Annotated in this window: 23 protein-coding genes and 7 pseudogenes; 13 read left to right on the top strand and 17 right to left on the bottom strand. The window is 68.9% G+C overall.

The window, feature by feature from the left end; genetic code table 11:
- Positions 1-242: 242 nt before the first annotated feature.
- Positions 243-893, top strand: coding sequence for a hypothetical protein (locus NRO40_RS29785; RefSeq protein WP_058941712.1), 651 nt, complete (start codon positions 243-245; stop codon positions 891-893).
- 286 nt (positions 894-1,179) lie between these two features.
- Here the strand turns inward: NRO40_RS29785 and NRO40_RS29790 are convergent, their stop codons facing one another.
- Both NRO40_RS29790 and dapA read right to left on the bottom strand, forming a co-directional pair.
- A complete protein-coding gene (locus NRO40_RS29790) occupies positions 1,180-1,416 on the bottom strand; it encodes a hypothetical protein (protein WP_232791026.1) in 237 nt (78 codons plus the stop codon).
- Positions 1,417-1,542: 126 nt separating this feature from the next.
- Positions 1,543-2,475 (bottom strand): 4-hydroxy-tetrahydrodipicolinate synthase, encoded by a 933-nt coding sequence (gene dapA, locus NRO40_RS29795; protein ID WP_058941713.1) that lies wholly within the window; start codon positions 2,473-2,475, stop codon positions 1,543-1,545.
- A gap of 71 nt (positions 2,476-2,546) precedes the next feature.
- On the opposite strand from dapA, the gene NRO40_RS29800 reads away from it, so the two are divergent.
- Together NRO40_RS29800 and NRO40_RS29805 are read left to right on the top strand one after the other, a co-directional pair.
- A complete protein-coding gene (locus tag NRO40_RS29800; RefSeq protein ID WP_058941714.1) occupies positions 2,547-3,488 on the top strand; it encodes a LysR family transcriptional regulator in 942 nt (313 codons plus the stop codon).
- A gap of 93 nt (positions 3,489-3,581) precedes the next feature.
- Positions 3,582-3,804 (top strand): annotated as a pseudogene (locus NRO40_RS29805) (transposase); the annotation flags it as partial.
- 228 nt (positions 3,805-4,032) lie between these two features.
- On the opposite strand, the gene NRO40_RS29810 reads toward NRO40_RS29805, so the two are convergent.
- Together NRO40_RS29810 and NRO40_RS29815 are read right to left on the bottom strand one after the other, a co-directional pair.
- The gene (locus NRO40_RS29810) at positions 4,033-4,545 is read right to left on the bottom strand and encodes a GNAT family N-acetyltransferase (protein WP_058941715.1); all 513 of its coding nucleotides are present in this window, start codon (positions 4,543-4,545) and stop codon (positions 4,033-4,035) included.
- A 112-nt stretch (positions 4,546-4,657) separates the two neighbouring features.
- Entirely contained in the window at positions 4,658-5,200 is a 543-nt protein-coding gene (locus NRO40_RS29815) for a GNAT family N-acetyltransferase (protein ID WP_079046980.1), read from the bottom strand.
- 139 nt (positions 5,201-5,339) lie between these two features.
- Between NRO40_RS29815 and NRO40_RS29820 the strand changes: the two genes are divergently transcribed.
- The gene (locus tag NRO40_RS29820; protein WP_058941716.1) at positions 5,340-5,663 is read left to right on the top strand and encodes a hypothetical protein; all 324 of its coding nucleotides are present in this window, start codon (positions 5,340-5,342) and stop codon (positions 5,661-5,663) included.
- Positions 5,664-5,667: 4 nt separating this feature from the next.
- Here the strand turns inward: NRO40_RS29820 and NRO40_RS29825 are convergent.
- The 11 genes and pseudogenes from NRO40_RS29825 to NRO40_RS29875 form a co-directional block, all read right to left on the bottom strand.
- A pseudogene (locus NRO40_RS29825) lies at positions 5,668-5,943 on the bottom strand (IS630 family transposase); the annotation flags it as partial.
- 51 nt (positions 5,944-5,994) lie between these two features.
- Entirely contained in the window at positions 5,995-6,396 is a 402-nt protein-coding gene (locus NRO40_RS30680; protein ID WP_079046974.1) for an HNH endonuclease, read from the bottom strand.
- A gap of 14 nt (positions 6,397-6,410) precedes the next feature.
- Entirely contained in the window at positions 6,411-6,656 is a 246-nt protein-coding gene (locus tag NRO40_RS29835; protein WP_058941717.1) for a hypothetical protein, read from the bottom strand.
- Between the two features lie 270 nt (positions 6,657-6,926).
- Positions 6,927-7,352 (bottom strand): hypothetical protein, encoded by a 426-nt coding sequence (locus tag NRO40_RS29840; RefSeq protein ID WP_058941718.1) that lies wholly within the window; start codon positions 7,350-7,352, stop codon positions 6,927-6,929.
- A 426-nt stretch (positions 7,353-7,778) separates the two neighbouring features.
- Positions 7,779-8,354: a hypothetical protein gene (locus NRO40_RS29845; protein ID WP_232791028.1), complete on the bottom strand. Its 576-nt coding sequence runs from the start codon at positions 8,352-8,354 to the stop codon at positions 7,779-7,781.
- A 175-nt stretch (positions 8,355-8,529) separates the two neighbouring features.
- Positions 8,530-8,847, bottom strand: a complete 318-nt coding sequence (locus NRO40_RS29850) for a DUF7739 domain-containing protein (protein WP_058941719.1) — start codon at positions 8,845-8,847, stop codon at positions 8,530-8,532.
- A gap of 12 nt (positions 8,848-8,859) precedes the next feature.
- Entirely contained in the window at positions 8,860-9,366 is a 507-nt protein-coding gene (locus tag NRO40_RS29855; protein ID WP_058941720.1) for a DUF6197 family protein, read from the bottom strand.
- Positions 9,363-9,698 (bottom strand): hypothetical protein, encoded by a 336-nt coding sequence (locus NRO40_RS29860; RefSeq protein WP_058941721.1) that lies wholly within the window; start codon positions 9,696-9,698, stop codon positions 9,363-9,365. Before NRO40_RS29860 ends, NRO40_RS29855 begins: the two co-directional genes overlap by 4 nt.
- 202 nt (positions 9,699-9,900) lie before the next feature.
- Positions 9,901-10,137 carry a hypothetical protein gene (locus NRO40_RS29865; RefSeq protein WP_232791029.1) on the bottom strand — a complete coding sequence of 79 codons (237 nt, stop codon included), beginning with the start codon at positions 10,135-10,137 and terminating at the stop codon, positions 9,901-9,903.
- Between the two features lie 132 nt (positions 10,138-10,269).
- A complete protein-coding gene (locus tag NRO40_RS29870) occupies positions 10,270-10,821 on the bottom strand; it encodes a hypothetical protein (protein ID WP_232791036.1) in 552 nt (183 codons plus the stop codon).
- 125 nt (positions 10,822-10,946) lie between these two features.
- Positions 10,947-11,148: pseudogene (locus NRO40_RS29875) on the bottom strand (IS630 family transposase); the annotation flags it as partial.
- Positions 11,149-11,245: 97 nt separating this feature from the next.
- Between NRO40_RS29875 and NRO40_RS29880 the strand changes: the two are divergent.
- Together NRO40_RS29880 and NRO40_RS29885 are read left to right on the top strand one after the other, a co-directional pair.
- A pseudogene (locus NRO40_RS29880) lies at positions 11,246-11,344 on the top strand (IS5/IS1182 family transposase); the annotation flags it as partial.
- A gap of 149 nt (positions 11,345-11,493) precedes the next feature.
- Positions 11,494-12,057: a GNAT family N-acetyltransferase gene (locus NRO40_RS29885; RefSeq protein WP_058941722.1), complete on the top strand. Its 564-nt coding sequence runs from the start codon at positions 11,494-11,496 to the stop codon at positions 12,055-12,057.
- 164 nt (positions 12,058-12,221) lie between these two features.
- Here the strand turns inward: NRO40_RS29885 and NRO40_RS29890 are convergent, their stop codons facing one another.
- Entirely contained in the window at positions 12,222-12,635 is a 414-nt protein-coding gene (locus NRO40_RS29890; protein WP_058941723.1) for a MerR family transcriptional regulator, read from the bottom strand.
- Positions 12,636-12,698: 63 nt separating this feature from the next.
- Here NRO40_RS29890 and NRO40_RS29895 point away from each other — a divergent pair, with 63 nt between their 5' ends.
- Positions 12,699-13,313: a hypothetical protein gene (locus NRO40_RS29895; RefSeq protein ID WP_157901818.1), complete on the top strand. Its 615-nt coding sequence runs from the start codon at positions 12,699-12,701 to the stop codon at positions 13,311-13,313.
- Between the two features lie 207 nt (positions 13,314-13,520).
- Here the strand turns inward: NRO40_RS29895 and NRO40_RS29900 are convergent.
- Positions 13,521-13,604, bottom strand: a pseudogene (locus NRO40_RS29900) (LexA family protein); the annotation flags it as partial.
- Positions 13,605-14,361: 757 nt separating this feature from the next.
- Between NRO40_RS29900 and NRO40_RS29905 the strand changes: the two are divergent.
- The 6 genes and pseudogenes from NRO40_RS29905 (at position 14,362) to NRO40_RS29930 (ending at position 17,853) form a co-directional block, all read left to right on the top strand.
- Positions 14,362-15,195 carry an NAD(P)H-binding protein gene (locus tag NRO40_RS29905; protein WP_058941726.1) on the top strand — a complete coding sequence of 278 codons (834 nt, stop codon included), beginning with the start codon at positions 14,362-14,364 and terminating at the stop codon, positions 15,193-15,195.
- A gap of 180 nt (positions 15,196-15,375) precedes the next feature.
- Complete coding sequence (locus tag NRO40_RS29910; RefSeq protein ID WP_232791030.1) at positions 15,376-15,543, top strand: hypothetical protein; 168 nt, start codon at positions 15,376-15,378, stop codon at positions 15,541-15,543.
- 269 nt (positions 15,544-15,812) lie between these two features.
- Positions 15,813-16,142, top strand: coding sequence for a class I SAM-dependent methyltransferase (locus NRO40_RS29915; protein WP_232791031.1), 330 nt, complete (start codon positions 15,813-15,815; stop codon positions 16,140-16,142).
- Positions 16,143-16,252: 110 nt separating this feature from the next.
- A pseudogene (locus tag NRO40_RS29920) lies at positions 16,253-16,516 on the top strand (NAD(P)H-dependent glycerol-3-phosphate dehydrogenase); the annotation flags it as partial.
- A 177-nt stretch (positions 16,517-16,693) separates the two neighbouring features.
- Positions 16,694-16,864 (top strand): annotated as a pseudogene (locus NRO40_RS29925) (bifunctional DNA primase/polymerase); the annotation flags it as partial.
- A gap of 152 nt (positions 16,865-17,016) precedes the next feature.
- Positions 17,017-17,853: an SDR family oxidoreductase gene (locus NRO40_RS29930; RefSeq protein WP_058941727.1), complete on the top strand. Its 837-nt coding sequence runs from the start codon at positions 17,017-17,019 to the stop codon at positions 17,851-17,853.
- Positions 17,854-17,947: the final 94 nt, after the last annotated feature.

The raw sequence follows: 17,947 nt of genomic DNA on the forward strand, positions 1-17,947 counted from the left end.
GGCGTCCGGGACGTCGTCGTCATCGGGTCGGGCCCCGCCGGCTACACCGCCGCCCTTTGGAAGTCGTCTCAATCGGTGCGTCTGCGGTGGCAGATGAGGGTGCAGGCGATGCTCGTGAAGACGAGAAAGTGATCGGCTTCTCGCTCGTAGCGGCGGCGGCAGCCGGCTAAGGACTGTCCCGGAATCTGGCGCCGGGCCGGGGCGCGACTACCTCAGGGCGGGAGGTGGCAGCTACCGGTCTGGTGCTTGCGTTCGACGCCAGCTCCGGGAAGAGTCTCGCGGACGCCGTTCGGGGCGATGTCGTGAGAGCAAGGGCAATGGAGATGTGTGTGATGGATACGGCGGTCAAAGAGGCTGCCGTCGCTCGGTTCCTCCGCGAACATCCGGAGATGGAGCAGGCTGCATGCGACCACCCCGCGCTGCTGGGCTGCGCCGATGTCGACTGGTCGAAAATTCCGGGGTGCCCTGCGGGGGTCCCGGCCCTGCTCCGCGGTCTCCTGGATGAGGCAGTCGGCCCCGAGACCCTGCCTGTGCTGGAGAACCTCCTGATGAACAGCACCTTCCACGTGAGCGCCGTGATGCCGGCCGCCCTACCCTTCCTGATCCGTCTGGCAGCCGTCCCCGACATCGCCGTGCGGCCAGACCTGGTCGGCCTCTTGGCCGTTGCCGCGGAGCTGTCTTCGTCCGTCGACGCCGACGACGAACGCCGGGTGCTGCTGTTCGGGAAAGACTCCGATCACCCGGAACGCGAAGGGTGCAGGGCCGCCTTCGCCGCACACGCTTCCGCCCTGCGCGCGTTGCTGGAGGACGGGGCCCTTCCGGCAGGACTGATCAGCGCAGACGACCGCGCATGCCTGCTCAGGGCCGTGGAACCGCAGCGATGTCCTTCCTGACTGCCCGCACCCCGGCGCCGACTTCCGCGCGGAGGTCGCTGCCCTCGCCGCCCTCGACGGCTGGATCCACCGTCGCTTCCGGTTCGACCCCTGCGGCGCCTCGGTGACGTACGACGAACCCTCCCACCGCTTCGCCTTCACCTGGCCGAGCCCGGCCGCCCCCCTTCGCCGACGAGCTTCCCCCACCAGACCCAGCCTGAGTTGTCGCCGACGAGCGTTCTCTCGGTGTTCGACCCGGCGGAACTGTGGCCACGCCAGACCCCGTCCCACGATGGCACCGTGATCATCACGCCGCCCCTACCACCGCCTGCCGATGCGGGGCCTCGTCGCGCTCACGCTTGGCGAGCGTATGCAGCGCGGCTTGGTCGCCGTACCGGTCCCGGGCGGCGGCAACGAGCACGTCCACCGCGACGGTGAGCGCAGCATCGGGCACTCGGCATGGCGCGTCGACACTGAGCGCGAGGTCATCGAGGTGAACCGCCAGCTCGACGCAACGGGTCTGCAGGTATCCGTCGAGCAACATCTCATTCGGGCGTCGTCGCAATCTCATCAGCCGCTGACAGGTCCACGTTGTGGATCGACCCGCCGCCTTGGCCGCCTGGACGGCTCGCCCATGTGGGGAGTGTGGTGGCACGAGAGCGGGTCTCTCTCAGGCCGCGGTCCCTTGGTGGGTTTGGTGGGCTTGGTGGGTCCTGGTGGCGGACAGGTCCGCCGCTCGCCGGACCGAATCAGCGGAGGCGGCCAGCAGCGGCAGCCGGACGGCCGGGCTGGGGATACGGCCCTGCGCGTGCAGCACCCCCTTGATCACGGTCGGGTTCGGCTCGGCGAAGAGCGCGGCGGACAGCCGGGCCAGCTCCGTTCCCAGCCTGCGGGCCTGTCCGGTGGCGTCGCGCTGCCACAGCGAGATCAGCTCGGCGAAGTCAGCGGTGCGGACATTGGCCGACGCCAGGATGCCGCCGCGGGCGCCCGCCGCGAGCAGCGGTGAGATGACGGCGTCATCGCCGCCGAGCACCGCGAAGTCCGGTGTCGACGAGCCGAGCAGTTCCATCGCGGCCGCGTCGATCGCACCGGTCGCGTACTTGACCCCGACGACCTCCGGTAGGTGCCCGAGCACGTTCAGAGTGCCGGTGCTGAGCGACTGACCGGTGCGGTACGGGATGTCGTAGACGACCAGCGGCAGGCCCCCGTGTTCGGCGAGTGCCGTGAAGTGCGCCAGCGTTCCCGCCTCGCCGGGCCGGGTGTAGGGCGGCGTGGGAACCAGCGCCGCGGTGACGTCACCGCTCTGAGCGAGCTCCCGCAGCGTCGTGATGGCGGCGGCGGTGTCGTTGGTGCCGACGCCGACGATCAGCGGAGCTCCGTGTGCCCGGCAGGCGGCCGAGCAGATGCGGACCACCGCCTGCTTCTCCTCGGTGGTCAGCGTGGCCGCCTCCGCGGTGGTGCCCAGGGCGACGAGTCCCCGAGCGCCGGCCGCCAGCGCCTCGCCGGCGAGGCAGGCGAGCGCGTCCGGGGCGAGGCGCAGGTCATCGGTGAACGGGGTCACCAAGGGGACGAACAGGCCGGTGAGATTCGCTTCGGGGTTCATACGTCCACCCTGACCGACACAGATTCAGTAGATCCAGTTCATATTTCTTCGCTTATGCGTAAGCTCACCTTATGCTCGATGTCCGACGTCTCCACCTGCTGCGCGAACTGGACCGACGCGGCACCATCGCGGCCGTCGCCGAGGCGCTGACCTTCACCGCCTCGGCCGTCTCCCAGCAGCTGAGCGTGCTTGAGCGCGAGGCAGGCGTACCCCTGCTGGAACGAAGTGGCAGACGGGTGGTGCTCACCCCCGCGGGCCGCACCCTCGTCACCCACGCCAATGCCGTCCTCGAACGCCTCGAACTGGCCGTCTCCGAGCTGGCCGGGGCACGCGAGGGCATCGGCGGGCCGCTGCGGATCGGGACGTTTCCCTCTGGCGGCCCCGCCATCGTGCCCGCCACGCTGGCCGAACTGGCCCAGCGGCATCCCGCGCTGGAACCGATGGTGCAGGAGATCGACTCGGCGCGGGTCTCCGACGGCCTACGCGCCGGCGAACTCGACGTGGCCCTCGTCCACGACTACGACTTCGTGCCCGCGTCACCGGACACCACGGTCGACCAGGTGCCCCTGTTGGAAGAGCCGATGTACCTGGCCACCGGCGGCGCTCCCGCCACCGGTCGCGTCACCCACGGCGAAACGCTGGCCGAGCTGCTCGGACCGTGGGCCACGTCCCCATGGATCACGGCACGGGACGGCACGACCGGTCACGCGATGGCCGTACGCGCCTGTCAGGCAGCCGGATTCCAGCCGCGCATCCGCCATCAGGTCAACGACTTTCGTACGGTCCTGGCACTGGCCGCCATCGGCCAAGGCGCAGGATTCGTACCGGAGATGGCCACCGCACACGCCCCCGAGGGCGTGGTCCTGACCCGGCTGCCCCTCTTCCGCCGCTCGAAGGTCGCCTTCCGCGCAGGCGGCGGCACCCACCCGGCGATCGCAGCATTCGTGGCGGCGGCGCGAACAGCGGTGGGTGCCACGGCCCGTGCCTCCCTACTGGTCGCTTCAGTGAGTTGAGTCGCGGGTCTTGTGCTCAGTGATCTTGTCGGCAGGATGTCAGGAATGCGTGCTGACCCTGTTCCTGACGTCCTGTGAGGGCGTGTAGCCCCGCTGCTGCCGCCCGCTCCCGAACGGCGCCGCTGCTACCCCGGTCGGCTGCGTGTTCCCGACAAGGGCAGCACTCACCGGCGTCATGTACGTGCTGCGGACCGGTGTCGCGTGGTGCGATGTCCCCGCAGAGACCGTGGGCGGCTGCTCAGGTGTGACGTCCTGGCGTCGGCTGCGGGACTGGACCGAGGCCTGCGTCTGGCCACGCCTGCATGCCGCCCTGCTAAAGGCTGTCCTGTAACTCCCGGGACTGCTCGCTGGCGTCCAGTCTGCCCTGGTTGGACGGTTCTCCGTTGAGGTCGCGATTCAGGTCAGAATTGGACAAGTCGATTCTGCGACGGTGTCCTGCTGGTCCTTTCGTTGAGTTACGGGACAGCCCTTAAAAGAAGGTCCTGAACTTCGATGGCCCTGTTCACCAGGGGACAGCCGTCGTCGCTGTTGCCTGTCGGTGAAGCTAACGGCCGGGGGAGCGATTACCAGTGACGGCTGGTTGGTCAGGGCTGGAGACGTTGAGCGGCAGATCTCGGTGGAAGACGGCCATAGCCTGGCCGGGGCCGTTGTAGTCGTCGACGATCTCCGTGTTGAAACCGAGGCTGCGGTGGAAGGCGATGGAGCCGGTGTTCTCGATTGATGTGATCGCCTTCAGCTGCCGTGCACCGTGACGTTCCGCTGCTTCGGCGAACGCCGTATACAGACGACGCCCGAGACCGGTGCCACGGGCGTCGTCCCGCGTGGCGATCAGATGCGCGTACCCGGTGCCGTTTGGGGTGACGAACCCGAAGACGTACCCACGGATTCCGTCTTCGGCTCGGGCAACCAAGCAGGTGGAACCGAACTCCTGCAGCAGTGCTAGAAGGTGTAGCGACCGAAGGTCGCGTTCGCCCCAATAACGGGGGTGATCAGTCAGGACCTGATGGAAGTCGGCCACCCCGGCCGTCGCGATGTGTGTCCCCATGGTGACGATCATGGCAGGCGTCTTGGCCGTTACAGGAGAGGGTCCGCACGGAGACATCGGGCCGTGGCCACCAGGCACGACAAACTCGCGGTCCGCTGCGAGGCTGCCGTCCTCGTTGGCGCCATCAACGAGTGGTTGTGACGTACTGGTCCGACGACAACTCGTACACCCGTACTCGCCGACCGCAGGTGGGATTGACGGTCTCGCGGACCGGATGCATCCCCAGTTTGGTCATGATCCGTTCGGAGGCGTCGTTGCCTACTTGAGTGATGCTGACGATCCGCTCCAGCCCTCGCTCTTCGAACCCGAACCGTACAGCGGCCGCAGCGGCCTCGGTGGCCAGGCCCTGCCCCCAGTGGGAACGTCCCAGCCGCCAGCCGACCTCAACCGCCGGCAGTACCTCCGGCAAGAAGTCGGGCACCGAAAGGCCGGTGAACCCGGCCAGCTCGCCAGTGGACCGGATCTCCACGGCGAACAGGCCGAAGCCCTGTGACTCCCACTCGCTGTCCCATGCCTGGACCCCGTCGCGAGTCTGCTGTTCGTCACGGATGCTGCCGTCACGGATCCACCGCATGACCTCGGGGTCGGCGTTGATGGCAGCCATGGGCGCAACGTCTTCCTCGCGCCAGCGGCGCAGGATCAAACGGGAAGTCTCAAGCCTGACCATCCGATCATTCTGGATCACAGATGGGGCTCTCCGCCATTCTCACCAGGCACTTTCGATACACGCCTTAGTGCTGTGACCGCATAGGTTGGCCGGGATATTCAGTCGTGACGAACCCATCAGCTCTGCGTAGCCTCGCAATGTGGACAGTCAAGAGCAGTACGTGAGGTACCGAGACGACGTGAAGGTGCTTGCGGCGATCGGGGAGTGTGTCCAGGCCCAGGTCGGCCGGGTCGCTGTGCGGTTGCCAAGGGCCGTGGCTGAGGCCGCCGTGGCGGCCTGGGAGCGTAACGAGCCGGATGGGCTGGGTGAGGAGAGTCGTGAGCAGTACGTCCTGCGGGACCAGGCCGCAGAGCTGGCGTTGATAGGTCTGGCGGTCTCGGAGCGCGGTCGCTGGGAGGGTGAGTCAGTCGTTGTCGGGCTGGACGTCGCCTCTGCCGGGGCGGCCGTGCGGGCGGTGCCGTAGTCATTCAGGCGGCGGTGGCCGCGGGTCTGCCACGCCAGCGGATGTCCTTCTCGTCGCGGATGCGGGCGCGTTCACGACATTGCGCGGCCAGAACGTCGGGGTGCCGGGCGTTCTGGCCGCGTCAGCGCGGGTAGCGGTGCAACTTCCGGGTCCGGACGGTGTGGTTGGGGTGGTGGGAGTTGGCGAGGGTGAACTGCCGCGGCCCGAAGTGCGCCTCGATCGGGTTCGCCCAGGACGGGTTCGTCGGCGTGAAGCACAGCTCGACCTTGTTCTTGACGGCGGTCCCCAAATGATCTCCTGCCGGGATTTTGACTCCCCTACCCGGCCGTGATCATCCTTTTCGGTCTTCCTTTTGGATCTTCTTTTCCCGTGCCCGCCGACTTCCTTCGACGGCTTCTCGGGCCGTCTTCTCGCGATGGCAAGGATCCGAGTGAATCAATCCGAGGTTGTCGAGATCCCGGGCAGCTCCGCCTTGGCTCACAGGCACGATGTGCTCGAGCTCGTCAGCATCCTCGCCTCCGCGGACGTAACAGCAGCCGTTGTCCCGTCGCGCCACGCGTCTCTTGAGCGCTCGCACGGTGTCGCTGCTCATGCCATAGCGCTCTTGGGGAGACGGTCGTCCCCTCCATGGCTCGGGCTGGTGCCCGTCGCATCGTCCGCGCACAGTAGCGATCTCGAAACAGTCAGACAGGCTGCAGCGTGTCGGAGGTGCGAACGGCACAGGCACCTCCATGGGGGGCGGGACGCCTAGGCGGCGCGGCGTGCGCGCTGTGGCATCGGCCGGTAAGTCTTGGCGTGTTCGCGTATCTCGGGGAGGGCGTACATGGTCTTGTACTCGTGCCCGGCGCCGGCGTACTGCTTCGGGTCACCGGCGAAGCGCTGGATCTTCCCGCGGCGAGCCCACTGGCGGATAACGGGGCCCGGCACCCCGGTGGCCTGCACGGCTTCGTGCTCGCAGACGAGGTCGTCGGGGTAGAGCTCGGTCGGGTGCATGGAGCCTCCCCGAACATGCAGAGAGCCCCCGGCGGAAGCTGGGGGCTCGTTGGTCTGCGGACACACGTGTGTTCCGATGGACGCACTGTGACATATTCCAGCCAATAGCGTCAAGCGATCACGGGTTCTTCTGCGATAGGCGTGGCCTATCCACGAGACTGCTGCTATGGCGACGCTGTTCTCGGTGCAAGCGGACAGCCCGGAGGAGTGCGAGCAGGAACTGGCCCGGTTGTGCGCAATCCTGGGCCTGCGGCCGGCGTTGCGACCGTGTCAGTCGGTGGGCACGGACCGCTGGATGGCGCGAGCTGTCGTGCCGGAGCCGGAGCTGGGTGACGAGTAAGCGCGCGCCTGTTGTGAGGATCGCTTGCTGCGGGTGTCGCCTGCTGCCCCGCTTGGCGGTACCGCCCACTCGATCGGCTCCTCGATGGAGTCCGGGTGGTACACGATTCGCTCGGGGCGCTGGTCGGGTTCGACGGGGAACATGATGCCGCCGCGGACGCAGTTGCCGGGCTTGACGGGTTTGTCGTTGGTGGGGAACTCCGGCTTGGGGAAGTTGCCGCCGTGCAGGCCGGTCACCTCGACTTGGGCGCCATCTGCGTAGGCGAGCGACCAGGGGAACTGGGTGACGTTGATGCTCCCGCCTTCATCGTTGCAGACCTTGACTTCGATGCGCGCCCACACGGCCTTGTTGCTCACGCCCAGTCCTTCACCGGGCGGGTCCATGTCTTCGACGGGCTGGGTGTAGGTGAGGGCGGTGGTAGAGCCCTTGGTGGGGGTGGTGCCGTCGGTGGCCGGGCCGTGCCATTTCCAGGGGGTCCCGAGGGGAAGGGGGCTGCTGGGGGTGGAAGCAGACGGGGACGGTTTCCGTCCCGTCGTTTCGCTGGTGCTGGCCTGGGGAGCGGCTGCCTGCTTGTCGGGGGTGGGCTCGGTGCCGCAGCCTGCGAGTGTGGCGAGTAGGAGTGCCGCGAGTGCGGCGGTGGCGCGGGTGTGCATGTTCCCCCCAGGGATGGTGTGGGTGTGTCGGGAGTGGCGATGCCCCGCTCGGTGGCGGGGCATCTGTTTTCAGGCGTGCCGGTCTTGCTGCCCGCGTGGGGCATTGGTCGGGCCGGGGTGGCGGTCGGGCTAGTAGTTGCCGTTGGCGAGGATTTCGCCCGCCGAGTCGTACACGGTCACGAGACCGTTCTTGCTGGCCTTCCACTCGGCGAAGATGGACGCGAGGAGCTTCCCGTCGCCGCCGTGGGGGCCGAGGAGTCCGCCGGTGTAGTCGGTGTGGATCTCGGCTGTGTCGAGGAGGTTGTTCTGTTCGCCGGCGCCCTGCACCCGCGTCACGTGCTTGACGGCCTTCTTCTCGGCGGCGGTGCCGTTCTTGGCGACGAAGGCTTTGAACTGGTCGGCTTGTGACCCCTTGGGCTTCTCGGCCGGCGGCTTCTCAGGTGACGGCTTCTCGGCCGGGGCGGAGGACGCGCTGGGCGCGGGGGCGGGCTTGTTGCTCGTATCGGCTGTGTCGCTGCTTCCGGTGAGGGCTGCGCCGATGGCGCCGATCACGATGATGAGGGCGACGATGCCGAGGCAGCTGAACCCGACGATCTTCCCGGTGCTCGACTTCTTCGGCGGGGGCGGGGGTGCGCCCCATCCGGGCTGCTGAGGGTTGGGCTGCTGGGGCGGGTATGGCTGGTGGCCGGGCGGCGGCTGGGTCAAGGTGTCCCCTGGCGACGGTGGTGGCTGTGGTGTGTGGGGGGGGGGATGGCGAACGTACCGTCAGCGGCCTTGCTCATGTGGGCTGTTTGGATGATCTGTCACCAACACGTGTCCCGCCCCGCACCGACGTTGTCCCGGCGGGGCGGGACCGGTTGCTGTGCGCATCGATCGCGGTTCAGCTCCACACCCAGGTCTCGCCACGCCGGGCGGCGTTGTCGGCGGCGTTGTCGGCGGCGGTGGCGAGGCGGCCGGCGAGGTCGGCCCAGTCGGGCGGCATGAGCCGGTGCCGGGCCGCCTCGCGGAAGACGGGCGCCATGCGGGCGGCTTCGACCGGGCTGATCTCGAAGTAGCCGTCGCCGCGGGGGGCGAAGAGGTGCGCGATAGCGCGCCACTTGCGGGATGGCAGGACGTCGGTGGCGTGCTGTGCGAAGGCGGCGGCAGCGGTGTAGGAGGGCGCGATGCGCGGGGTGCTGTGGGAGATGGTCCAGCCCATGGTGCGGTCCTTTCAGCGGTGGTTCGCCGCGGCGAGCCGGGCGGCTCGGGCGAGGGTGCGGAGGATGCTGTTGGCGCTGGTCTGCTGGTCGTTCCAGGCGGGGACGGTCGGAACGTCGGGCGTCTGCTGCTGGATGACGTCGAGGAGCCAGGCGCAGGCCCGGTCGGCGTCGCCGCGGGTGTCTTCGGCGCGGATGGCTCCGACGAGGCACATGGCGCCGCGGGGGTCGCGCTGCTGGCCGGTGGTCCAGCCGCCGCGCTGGAGCCGGGTGTGGGCGCGCTGGAGGAGGTCGGCGATCGGTGTGTCAAAGGCGGGGGCCGGCGCCGTCGGGAAGGTCGGGCCGCCAGGCAGATCCCCAGTCGCCAGATACACAACCTCACTAGGGATGTGGGCGGTGTTGACCTCGAAGGCGACCGCGGCCTCGTCGAGGCGGACACCCATGGCCGCTTCGGTGAGGGCGAGGCGGGCGTCGAGGTCAAGGACGGCGGGCGCGGGCCGGGTGCGGGTGTAGGCCGTCATCGCCGGGCCCCGGCCTTCTGCCGCGCCTCGGGGACGGCCCGCCGCGGGTCAGGGAGATGCGTCTCGCCGCCGCGGTCGAAGAGGGGCCGGGCGCCGGCCGGGGGGCTGGTGTGGATGCCGCCCTCGTTGCTGAGGACGTACTCGGCGGAGCGGCTGCTGCCGATGACACACCAGCCGAGGAGGCGCCGCTTCTCGAAGCGCCACTCGCGGTAGACGGTCTCGGTGCCGCCTGCGGGGTGGAGGGCCTCGGCCGCGGTGTAGTAGGTGACGCCCTCGCGGATGTCGGCGAGGAGGCGCTTGAGGCCGGATCGGGTGGGCTCGTAGACGGTCATGACGGGGCTCCTTCGATTCTGGATCCTCTATGACATATAGGGCGTGACGGGGCGCGTGACGACCCGTGACGCCGCAGGTCAGCGGGTTGGGGGTGGGCGTGACGGGGGCGTGACGCGTCACGGGCAGATCAGCCCTGTCACGCCCCCGTCGCGGGGTACGTCACGGCCTTGACCTGCAGCGTCACGCCCCCGGATCGGCGGTTCAGACCCCTTGAGGGGCTTCCTCGCCGGTCAGCTCGATCAGGGTGGTGAGGTAGTAGCCGCGGCCTCCGCGCCACTGCTGGGTCTTCATGTCGACCTTCGGCGCGATGTCGGCGCATGCCTTGCGCAGCGCGGCCAGGTAGCGGTCCCTGGCCTTGTCGACTTCCTCATCTGCGGCCGGCGCCCACCGTTCAGGGGACGCCGCGGCGACGTCGTCGTACAGGTCGACCGTGGTCATCCGCTCCGGGTCGCCCGCCGCGGTGAAAGCGGCTCGGGCGAGCTCGATCGGCTCGGGCAGCGCGTCGTGGGGCCGGACCGTGTCGAGGTCGTCGAAGGTGACCCCCGCGGCGTGCAGGGACTCGGCGTCGATTTAGGGCCGGCCGACGGCAGCGCGCTCCGCGGCCCTCTGCTTGGCCTCGTCTTCACCCATGGCGATGACCTTGTGGATGAGCGGGTCGGTGGATCCGGCACCCATGATGTAGACCTTGCCGGCGTCGGCGGGGTCTTCCCCTTGGGCGGGGTGGAGCCGGTCGGGCCGCCATCCGTTCGCGCCCGCGCCGGCCCCGAAGACCTGGACGATGTCCTGGTGCCGCGACGGGCCGACGATCTTCAACGCGACGCTGTCGGCGATGGCCGCACCGATCGCGTCCTTCGTCGCTTCCTGCGCGCCGAGGCCGATCTGGACCCGGCTCTTGCGGCCGACGCGGAGGATCGCGACGACGAGGACCTTCGCACGCTGAGACAGCTGCGGGTACTCGTCGATGAGCGCGACGATCGCCGGGTAGTTTCGGGAGGGCATCCAGTTGCCGCCCATACCGAGCTTGCCGAGCAGCAGCGCCCGCGCCTTGGCGATCTTCAGAAGCTTCTCAAGGACGGCCTCGATGATGTGCATCTGGTCGTGGCCGACGACCCGCACGCCCACCGCTTCAGCGAGGGGCTCCAGGCCGTTGCCGCCCGGGTCGAGGTCGATGACGACGACGTCGTCGCATGCGGTGAGGATGTCGCCGATGCTGCGTATCGTGACGGACTTGCCACCACCCGAGGAGGCGCCCAGCGGCGGATGCGCCAGTTCTTGTGGGCGGGCAGGTTGTCCAGGATCACGTAGCTCGGGGCGCTATCCGGGCGGGTCTGGTGAATGCTCGTGAGCACCGCCCAGGTCGGTCGATGCCCTTGCGGCGTCGGTTGACTCCCAGAGGCTGTCGTCGCCGACCGAGTAGCAGCTGTGGAAGTAGGTGACGCCGTGGGTGCACGGCACCCTCCCGGCGAACCTTCTCGGTCACAGCACTAGGTCGTGTCCGTAAAGTGGCGGCGCCGTTGGTCTGTTCGTGGTGCGTCGTCATGAGTAGCACTACAAGATTCTTCGCGACTGCCGACAGCGCGGCAACGGGCTCCACCGCGCCGTCCAAGCCGTCGCCCACATGCACAACCTCGCCCTGGCCGCGTGATCAGACCACCCCCAAAACCGGCCCTGACCAGCCTGAACACAACCTTCTGCAACACGCTTTAGGAGCATGGGTCAGTAACGGGTCGGCTGGAGCGAGGGGTCTCGGCTGGGCCTTGGGGCTGGCCTAGGCTGCATGTCATGAATTCGGCCATGACCAGCGGTGTGACCACTGCGCCCGCCATCCTTGACGCCATGGAGCTGACTTCCGATCCGGAGCTGGAGGTCCGGTTCGCGGAGTCGGCCCACCAGATCCTGGCGGACCTGGTCAGTAGAGGCGCCGCGCTGGGCTGGGTCGAACCACCCTCGCGGGATGAGGTGGCGGTACTTCTCGGCGACGTCGTCTCTGCGGTGCAGGCCGGGGATGCGGCCCTGCGTGCCGCTTACCTCGACCGTCGGCTTGTCGGGTTGGGGTACTGGCTCCGCTACGCCCGACCGACCCATCGGCCACACGCCGATCTGGAGAAGATCGCGGTAGATGCTGCTGCCCATGGTCGTGGCGTCGGTCGGGCGCTGACCGCTGCCTTGATCGCCGACGCCCGGGAGGCGGGTATCGAGGTCCTCACCCTGGACGCCCGTGGCGACAACACCAATGCCCTGCACCTCTACCGTTCGCTGGGCTTCACGGAATACGGCCGTCTCACCGACTTCGTCGCCGTCGGCGAACACCGCTACGACAAGGTCTTCCACATGCTGGACTTCCGCCAACAAGGCTGACCACTGCCACGCACAAACGCCCGGCGGCGACCCGCTGGCGCTCCGCGATCTTTCCCACCTGACGGGCAGAACCTCATCCCGGCCTCATAGGGCCGAGCGGACGACCGCAACTGATCCCACCGCTCACAGCCCGTCAACCAGTTGCCTGTTACTGACCCACGCTCCTAGCTCATCCGGTCCACACCCTCGCAGAGCTTGCTGGCGGAGGCGATCTCCGTCAGGCAGCTGCGCAGTGCGGCCACTCGACGCTCAGCCTCGTCCATCAGTTCGCAAGCGATCCCGGCCCAGTCCTCAGGCTGGGGATCAGAGGACAGGTCGGCGAGCAGTTCCGCGATCTCACGAACGGTCAAGCCGACACCCTGGGCCAACTTGGCCACCTTGATCCGACACGCCGCCGACTGATCAAAAACTCGGTGGTTGACGCTGGTTCGTTCCGCCTGGATCACGCCGTACCGCTCGTAGAAGCGCACTGCCGAAGTGGCAACCCCTGCCTCCCGAGCGACGTCGCCAACGGTCAAACCAGCATCGGGTGGACCAGCGGTCGGCGGCGCATCGGTCGGATTCCTGGTGTCTGCCATGACGTCACTCTCCCACCACCGAGGCCTTGCCTTCAACAAATGTTCAACACCCAGAGTGGAAGCATGACCGATCACCAGAACCAAGGCCGAGCGATGCGGCCGACGCGCGTTGTCGCTCACCATGACGATGCCAAGGCCCGAATTGACAGCTGGTGGCGGTTGCCCACCGCGGCAAAGGCGGACGAAGCCGCTCGCGGCGCACTGGAGGTGATGCCCTGGTCTGACGGGCTGATTCAGTTCTCGGTGCTGCACGCACCGACAGAACCGACGCTGTTCCTCCAATCGCTGTGGACCACCGCCGCCGCACGCGACCACTACGTACACCAGGTCGCGTCGATCCCCAGCGCGGCGATCGACGACCGGGTCCCCGATATCGAGCGGGATCGGTCGCTGACCGAGATTGTCGCTGTGGTTGCGCACGTCGACACGGTCGCCGATAAGTGGATAACACGGCGGCTTCCCGCCACGGACGACGCGGGCGTCCAAGCCCTGGTGAAACAGGAGGCAGCCCGGCTGCGCGGCGAAAAAGAGCCGGGTCTGGTCCGCGCCACGCTCGGAGTAGGCCGTGACGAGGACGGAAATCCGATCGAGGTCATCGTCATCGAAGAACGGTCCGGCTCGACTCACTCGGACGTTCTTGCTTATGAGCCGTTCGGCGCCATCACCCCGACGACCTAGTGCCCTGGCAGGCGCCGTTCGCCCGTCGAGGAGCGGCCTGCGGTGCGTGCTCTCGGAGTGCCGGGCGTCGCGACGGCGCGAACGTTGCCTGCCAGGGCACTAGCACCACAGATGTCGTGATGTATAGACCTACCTACCAGGTCGCTGAGCTGCATCAACGTGAGACAGACCTCACGGCACACAGCCTCGCCCCCAGAGAAGCGCGGTGTACGTCGAGTTGTGGGGCATCAGCCACACCCGGCCGTCCTCGCGGCGAAGGCGCTTCACGGTGGCCTCACCGTCGAGCTCGGCTTGGTTGCGGGCGGTGGCGTAGGCGGCGGCCGCGCGGTCCATGCCGCCGTGGGGCCAGAAGACGTCGCCCTCGACGCGGTGCGGGCGGCCTTCCCAGCCGAGGGTCTGCGCCACGTCGTACGCGGTGGGGAAGTCGCCGGCGACTCGGGCGAGGTGAGCCAGGCCCCGTTGGGCGGCTGGGGCCAGGCGTCCTTGGCCGTCGGCGACGAGCCGCATACCTTGGCGCGAGCCGGCGGAGTCGCCGAGGTCGCGCTGAGCCTTGGCGAGGTAGTAGACGGCCATTTCGTGCAGGTCGGCGGGCAGCGGTCCGGTGCGTGCGACGCCGGCGAGGCCGGAAGGCGTTGATCGCGCGGTGATCGTGCTGGCGGCGGGCGAGCGTAACCAGGAGTTCGACGAGGGCGTCGGCCGGCGTCGTCATACCGCCGTCGGCGCGGGCCCCGTAGGACCTTGGCCGATCGCTGGCCGACGGCGTGGGCGTCGGGTCTGCGGCGGGTGGTGGTGCGCGTCCAGCCGACGGCACGGTAGCGCAGTTTCCCCGGCCAGGGGATGAGTGGCGTCGGCGAGCGGGGACGTGATGCGGGGCTCGGGTGGGTGACGGGGCCTGGTGTCCGGGTCTGCGCGCAGTTCCCGGCGCCAAGCGTCGGGCTTTGCGCGTGTGCCCGGCAGCGGGAAAGGTCAGGGTTCGTCTTGACCTGAAGTGCGATTGAGCTTCTAGCGTGTCCTCAAGATGATCATCTGACGGCGGGAGAACGCGCTCATGATCCTCGTGACCGGAGCCACCGGAAACATTGGCAGTGCACTCGTGAGGGAGTTGCACGTATGCGGTGCGGGGCCGCTGAAAGGGTTCACCCGTGACGCCTCACGGGCGACGTTCCCCCAGGAGGTCGAGGCCGTTGAGGGTGACTTCGCGGTGCCGGAGTCGTTGGAGCCCGCTCTGGACGGGGTGCGCTCGCTGTTCCTCATCTCTCGTATGGGCCCGGACGCGGACATCCTCGCGGCAGCCCGGCGGGCGGGTGTGGAGCACGTGGTTCTGGTGTCGTCCATTACCGTCCAGACCCATCCGCACCTGGGCCCCGCCAGCGAGAACCTGGCGGTCGAGCGGCTGCTCAAGGACAGCGGCATGGCTTGGACGATCCTGCGGCCGACGCAGTTCGCCTCGAACGCCCTAATGTGGGCGGCGTCGATCCGCGGCGGTGAGGCGGTCCGCGCACCGTATGCGGACACCGGGCTGCCCACGATCCACCCGGCGGACATCGCGACGGTGGCACGGGTTGCGCTGATCGAGCCCGGCCATCGAGAGCGGACGTATGCCCTGACCGGTCCGGAGCCGGTGACAGCCCGGCAGCAGGTCGAGGCCATCGCGGCGGCACTCGGGCGGGATGTGCCCTTCATCGAGATCAGCCGGGGGGAGGCTCGTGCTCAGATGGCCGCGGTCTTCGGGGAGGAGGCCGCGGATGCGGTGCTCGATATCACGGGCGGGGACGTCAATAGCGAGCTGCTGGCAGTGCGCGACACGGTTTCACGGGTCACCGACTCCCCGGGCAGGCCGTTCCGGCAGTGGGTTGAGGAGAATCTCCACATATTCCGCTGAGAGAAACCCAGCTGGAGAGCGATTCGATCGAGGACAGTCGGACTGCATCGCCCGCGGCGTCCAGCAGGTCACCGCTCACGAGCCGGTGGCGCTGGACTTGTTCGTCCCGGACTGTCCCGTCCACGCCGTGCAGGTCGTCTGCCCCGGCACCCGCTCCCGGACCGGAAGGTCAATGCCCGGATGAACCCCACCACCAGCCCGGCCCCCATGCCGACGCAAGGGCGTTCGGCTCAGTACGACGCCTTCCACGCTGCCCGGGCCCGCACCAACCTGGTAGCCGGCCTGTACGCCCAGGCGATGGGCGAGGACTACCCGGCCGAGGTCGCCGCCTCCAGCTCCTGCGACTGACCACTGCTGCGGCTGCTGGCCGCGCGGCTGAGACTGCGTCCGGGGCAGCGCCTTGTGGACGCCGGATGCGGCGCCGGCGGCATCGGCCTGTGGCTGTCCCGAGCCCTCGCGGTCCGCCTGGCCGGGTTCCACCTCTCACCCGTGGTAGCCGCCCAGGCCACCGCACCCCGCGCTCACTTCCTCGTCTCGACCTCCGACCGCGCTGCCTTCCACGTCGGGAGCTGGAGCACACCACCCTGCCTGACGGCTGTGCCCACAGCATCGTGTGCGTGGACGCCCTGGGAGGTGCGGCCGACCGTGCGGCGGCGCTGAGCGAGCTCGGCCGCGTCCTGGCCCCGGGCGGCCGATTGGTCGTCACCCGCGCGCTGCGGCGCGGCGCGGATCCGGCGTGGCACGATCAGGTCGCCGCCGCCGGCCTGACGCAGGAGCACCTGGACGAGTGGCCCGGCGAGCCCGCGATGTGGGAGCGGCTCCACCAGCTGTGGATCGCCCACGCTGACGAGCTGCGCCGCGTGCTGGGCGAGGCCCGGCCGAGAACATGCTCCGCGAGGCACACCGGATGCTCCCCAAGGTCCGCGGAAGGCGAGCTGTCCGGCTGACCCTGCGGCGCCTCCAGGCAGACCCGGCCGGAGCAGGTGCGGCCGATACGATGCCCGTGCCCGCCGCAAGCCCGGCGACAGACCCGTGCCCAGCAAGGAGACCCCGCGCAGTGAACCAGCACCACGCCCGCACGGCGGTGTTCTCCGCTGGTTCCTGGGGCACCGCCGTGGGCAAGATCATGGCCGACGCGGGCACCGGCGTGACCATGCACGCCCGCCGGGACGAGATCGCCGACGCGATCAACACCACGCACCGCAACCCCGGGTACTTCCCGGACGTCGAACTGCCCCACACGGTGACCGCGACGACCGATCCGGCCGCCGCGCTCGACGGCGCGGACTTCCTCGTGACCGGCTGGCTGCCCAGACAAGGCAGCGACCGACGGGAAGCGACTCCGCGTGTCTTCGGTCGCTGATCAAAAGTGCAGGTCAGAGCCCTTGCAGCCTGGGGACAGCGACTGAAGCGACTCAAGGTCCGGGTATATGAGCTGTAATGCGTGTGCGCGTGTGCGTCATATATAGGGAAGTACAGTCGCTGATAGTGGAGTCATATGCCTGCTGAGCTGCGGTTTTCCCGCAGCTCAGCAGGAGACTCCGCTCCCTCCCGTTCAGTCGCTGAGTCGCTCGCCATCGCCCGCTGGTGCGCCAGCCACGGCTGGCCCGTCCATCCCCTGGCCCCCGGGCGGAAGAGCCCGGCGGCGAACCGCCCGTTGTGCCGGGACCGGCGGTGAGGGGCTGTTTGACGACAATGGGGACGTATGCGAGGAGGCCCCTGGTGGTATTGTCCGCCGCTCGCGTCTCCCCGGCCGGCAGACCAGCGAGTTCTGCCGAAATGGCCTTGGGCGGCGGGCCCCCGCCCGTAGCGTGAGGCGGCATGACTGTGCTGATCATCGGCGGCAGCGGCTTCCTGGGGACCGAACTCGTATGCCAGGCGGCATCGGCAGGCCGGCCCCCGGCCGCTACGTTCCATTCCCGCCCCGGCGACCACGACGGGGCGACCTGGCACCACCTCGACCTTCGCGCCCCGCTCCGCCTGGAGGAGGTCCTCGACACGGTGGCTCCGGCCGTGGTGATCAACGCGACGAGCGGCGGAGCGGACTGGGCGGTCACCGCCGAAGGCGGTATCCGACTCGCCCAAGCCGTGGCCCGCCGCGGCATCCGCTTGGTGCACGTCTCCAGCGACGCCATCTTCTCCGGGACGGGCCGCGACCGCTACGACGAGTCCTGCCTTCCGGCCCCGCTCACTCCGTACGGGGCCGCGAAGGCGGCTGCCGAGACCGCCGTACGTCTCCTGTGCCCCGACGCGGTTGTCGCCCGTACCTCATTGATCATCGGACACGGCCGGTCCGAGCACGAGCAGCTGGTGCACGCGCTGGCCGCCGGCACCCGGCAGGGCGCCTTGTTCACCGACGACATCCGCTGCCCTGTACACGTGGAGGACCTGGCCGCCGCCCTGTGGGAGATCACCCGATCCGACGCCGCCGGCGTGTTCCACCTCGCCGGCCCGGACGCGCTGAGCCGCTACGAGCTGGGCGAGCTCATCGCCCGCCGCGACGGCCTCGACCCGGGCCGGCTGCCCTCCGCGCGACGCTCCGGTACGGGACTACCTGGCGGGCTCGACGTACGGCTCGACAGCCGCACCACCCAGCAGAAGCTGAGCACCCGTCTCCGCGGCGCCCGCGAATTCCTGAGCGAAGCGGACCGCATCTGACCTGATCGGCTGATGGATACCTACCGTCGGCACCGGCCTTCCGACAGCAGGACACCCACGGGGGTCGAGGAGACGCAGGCCCAGTTATGCGGCT

It is taken from the genome of Streptomyces changanensis, assembly GCF_024600715.1.
GTDB classification, from domain to species: Bacteria; Actinomycetota; Actinomycetes; order Streptomycetales; family Streptomycetaceae; genus Streptomyces; species Streptomyces changanensis.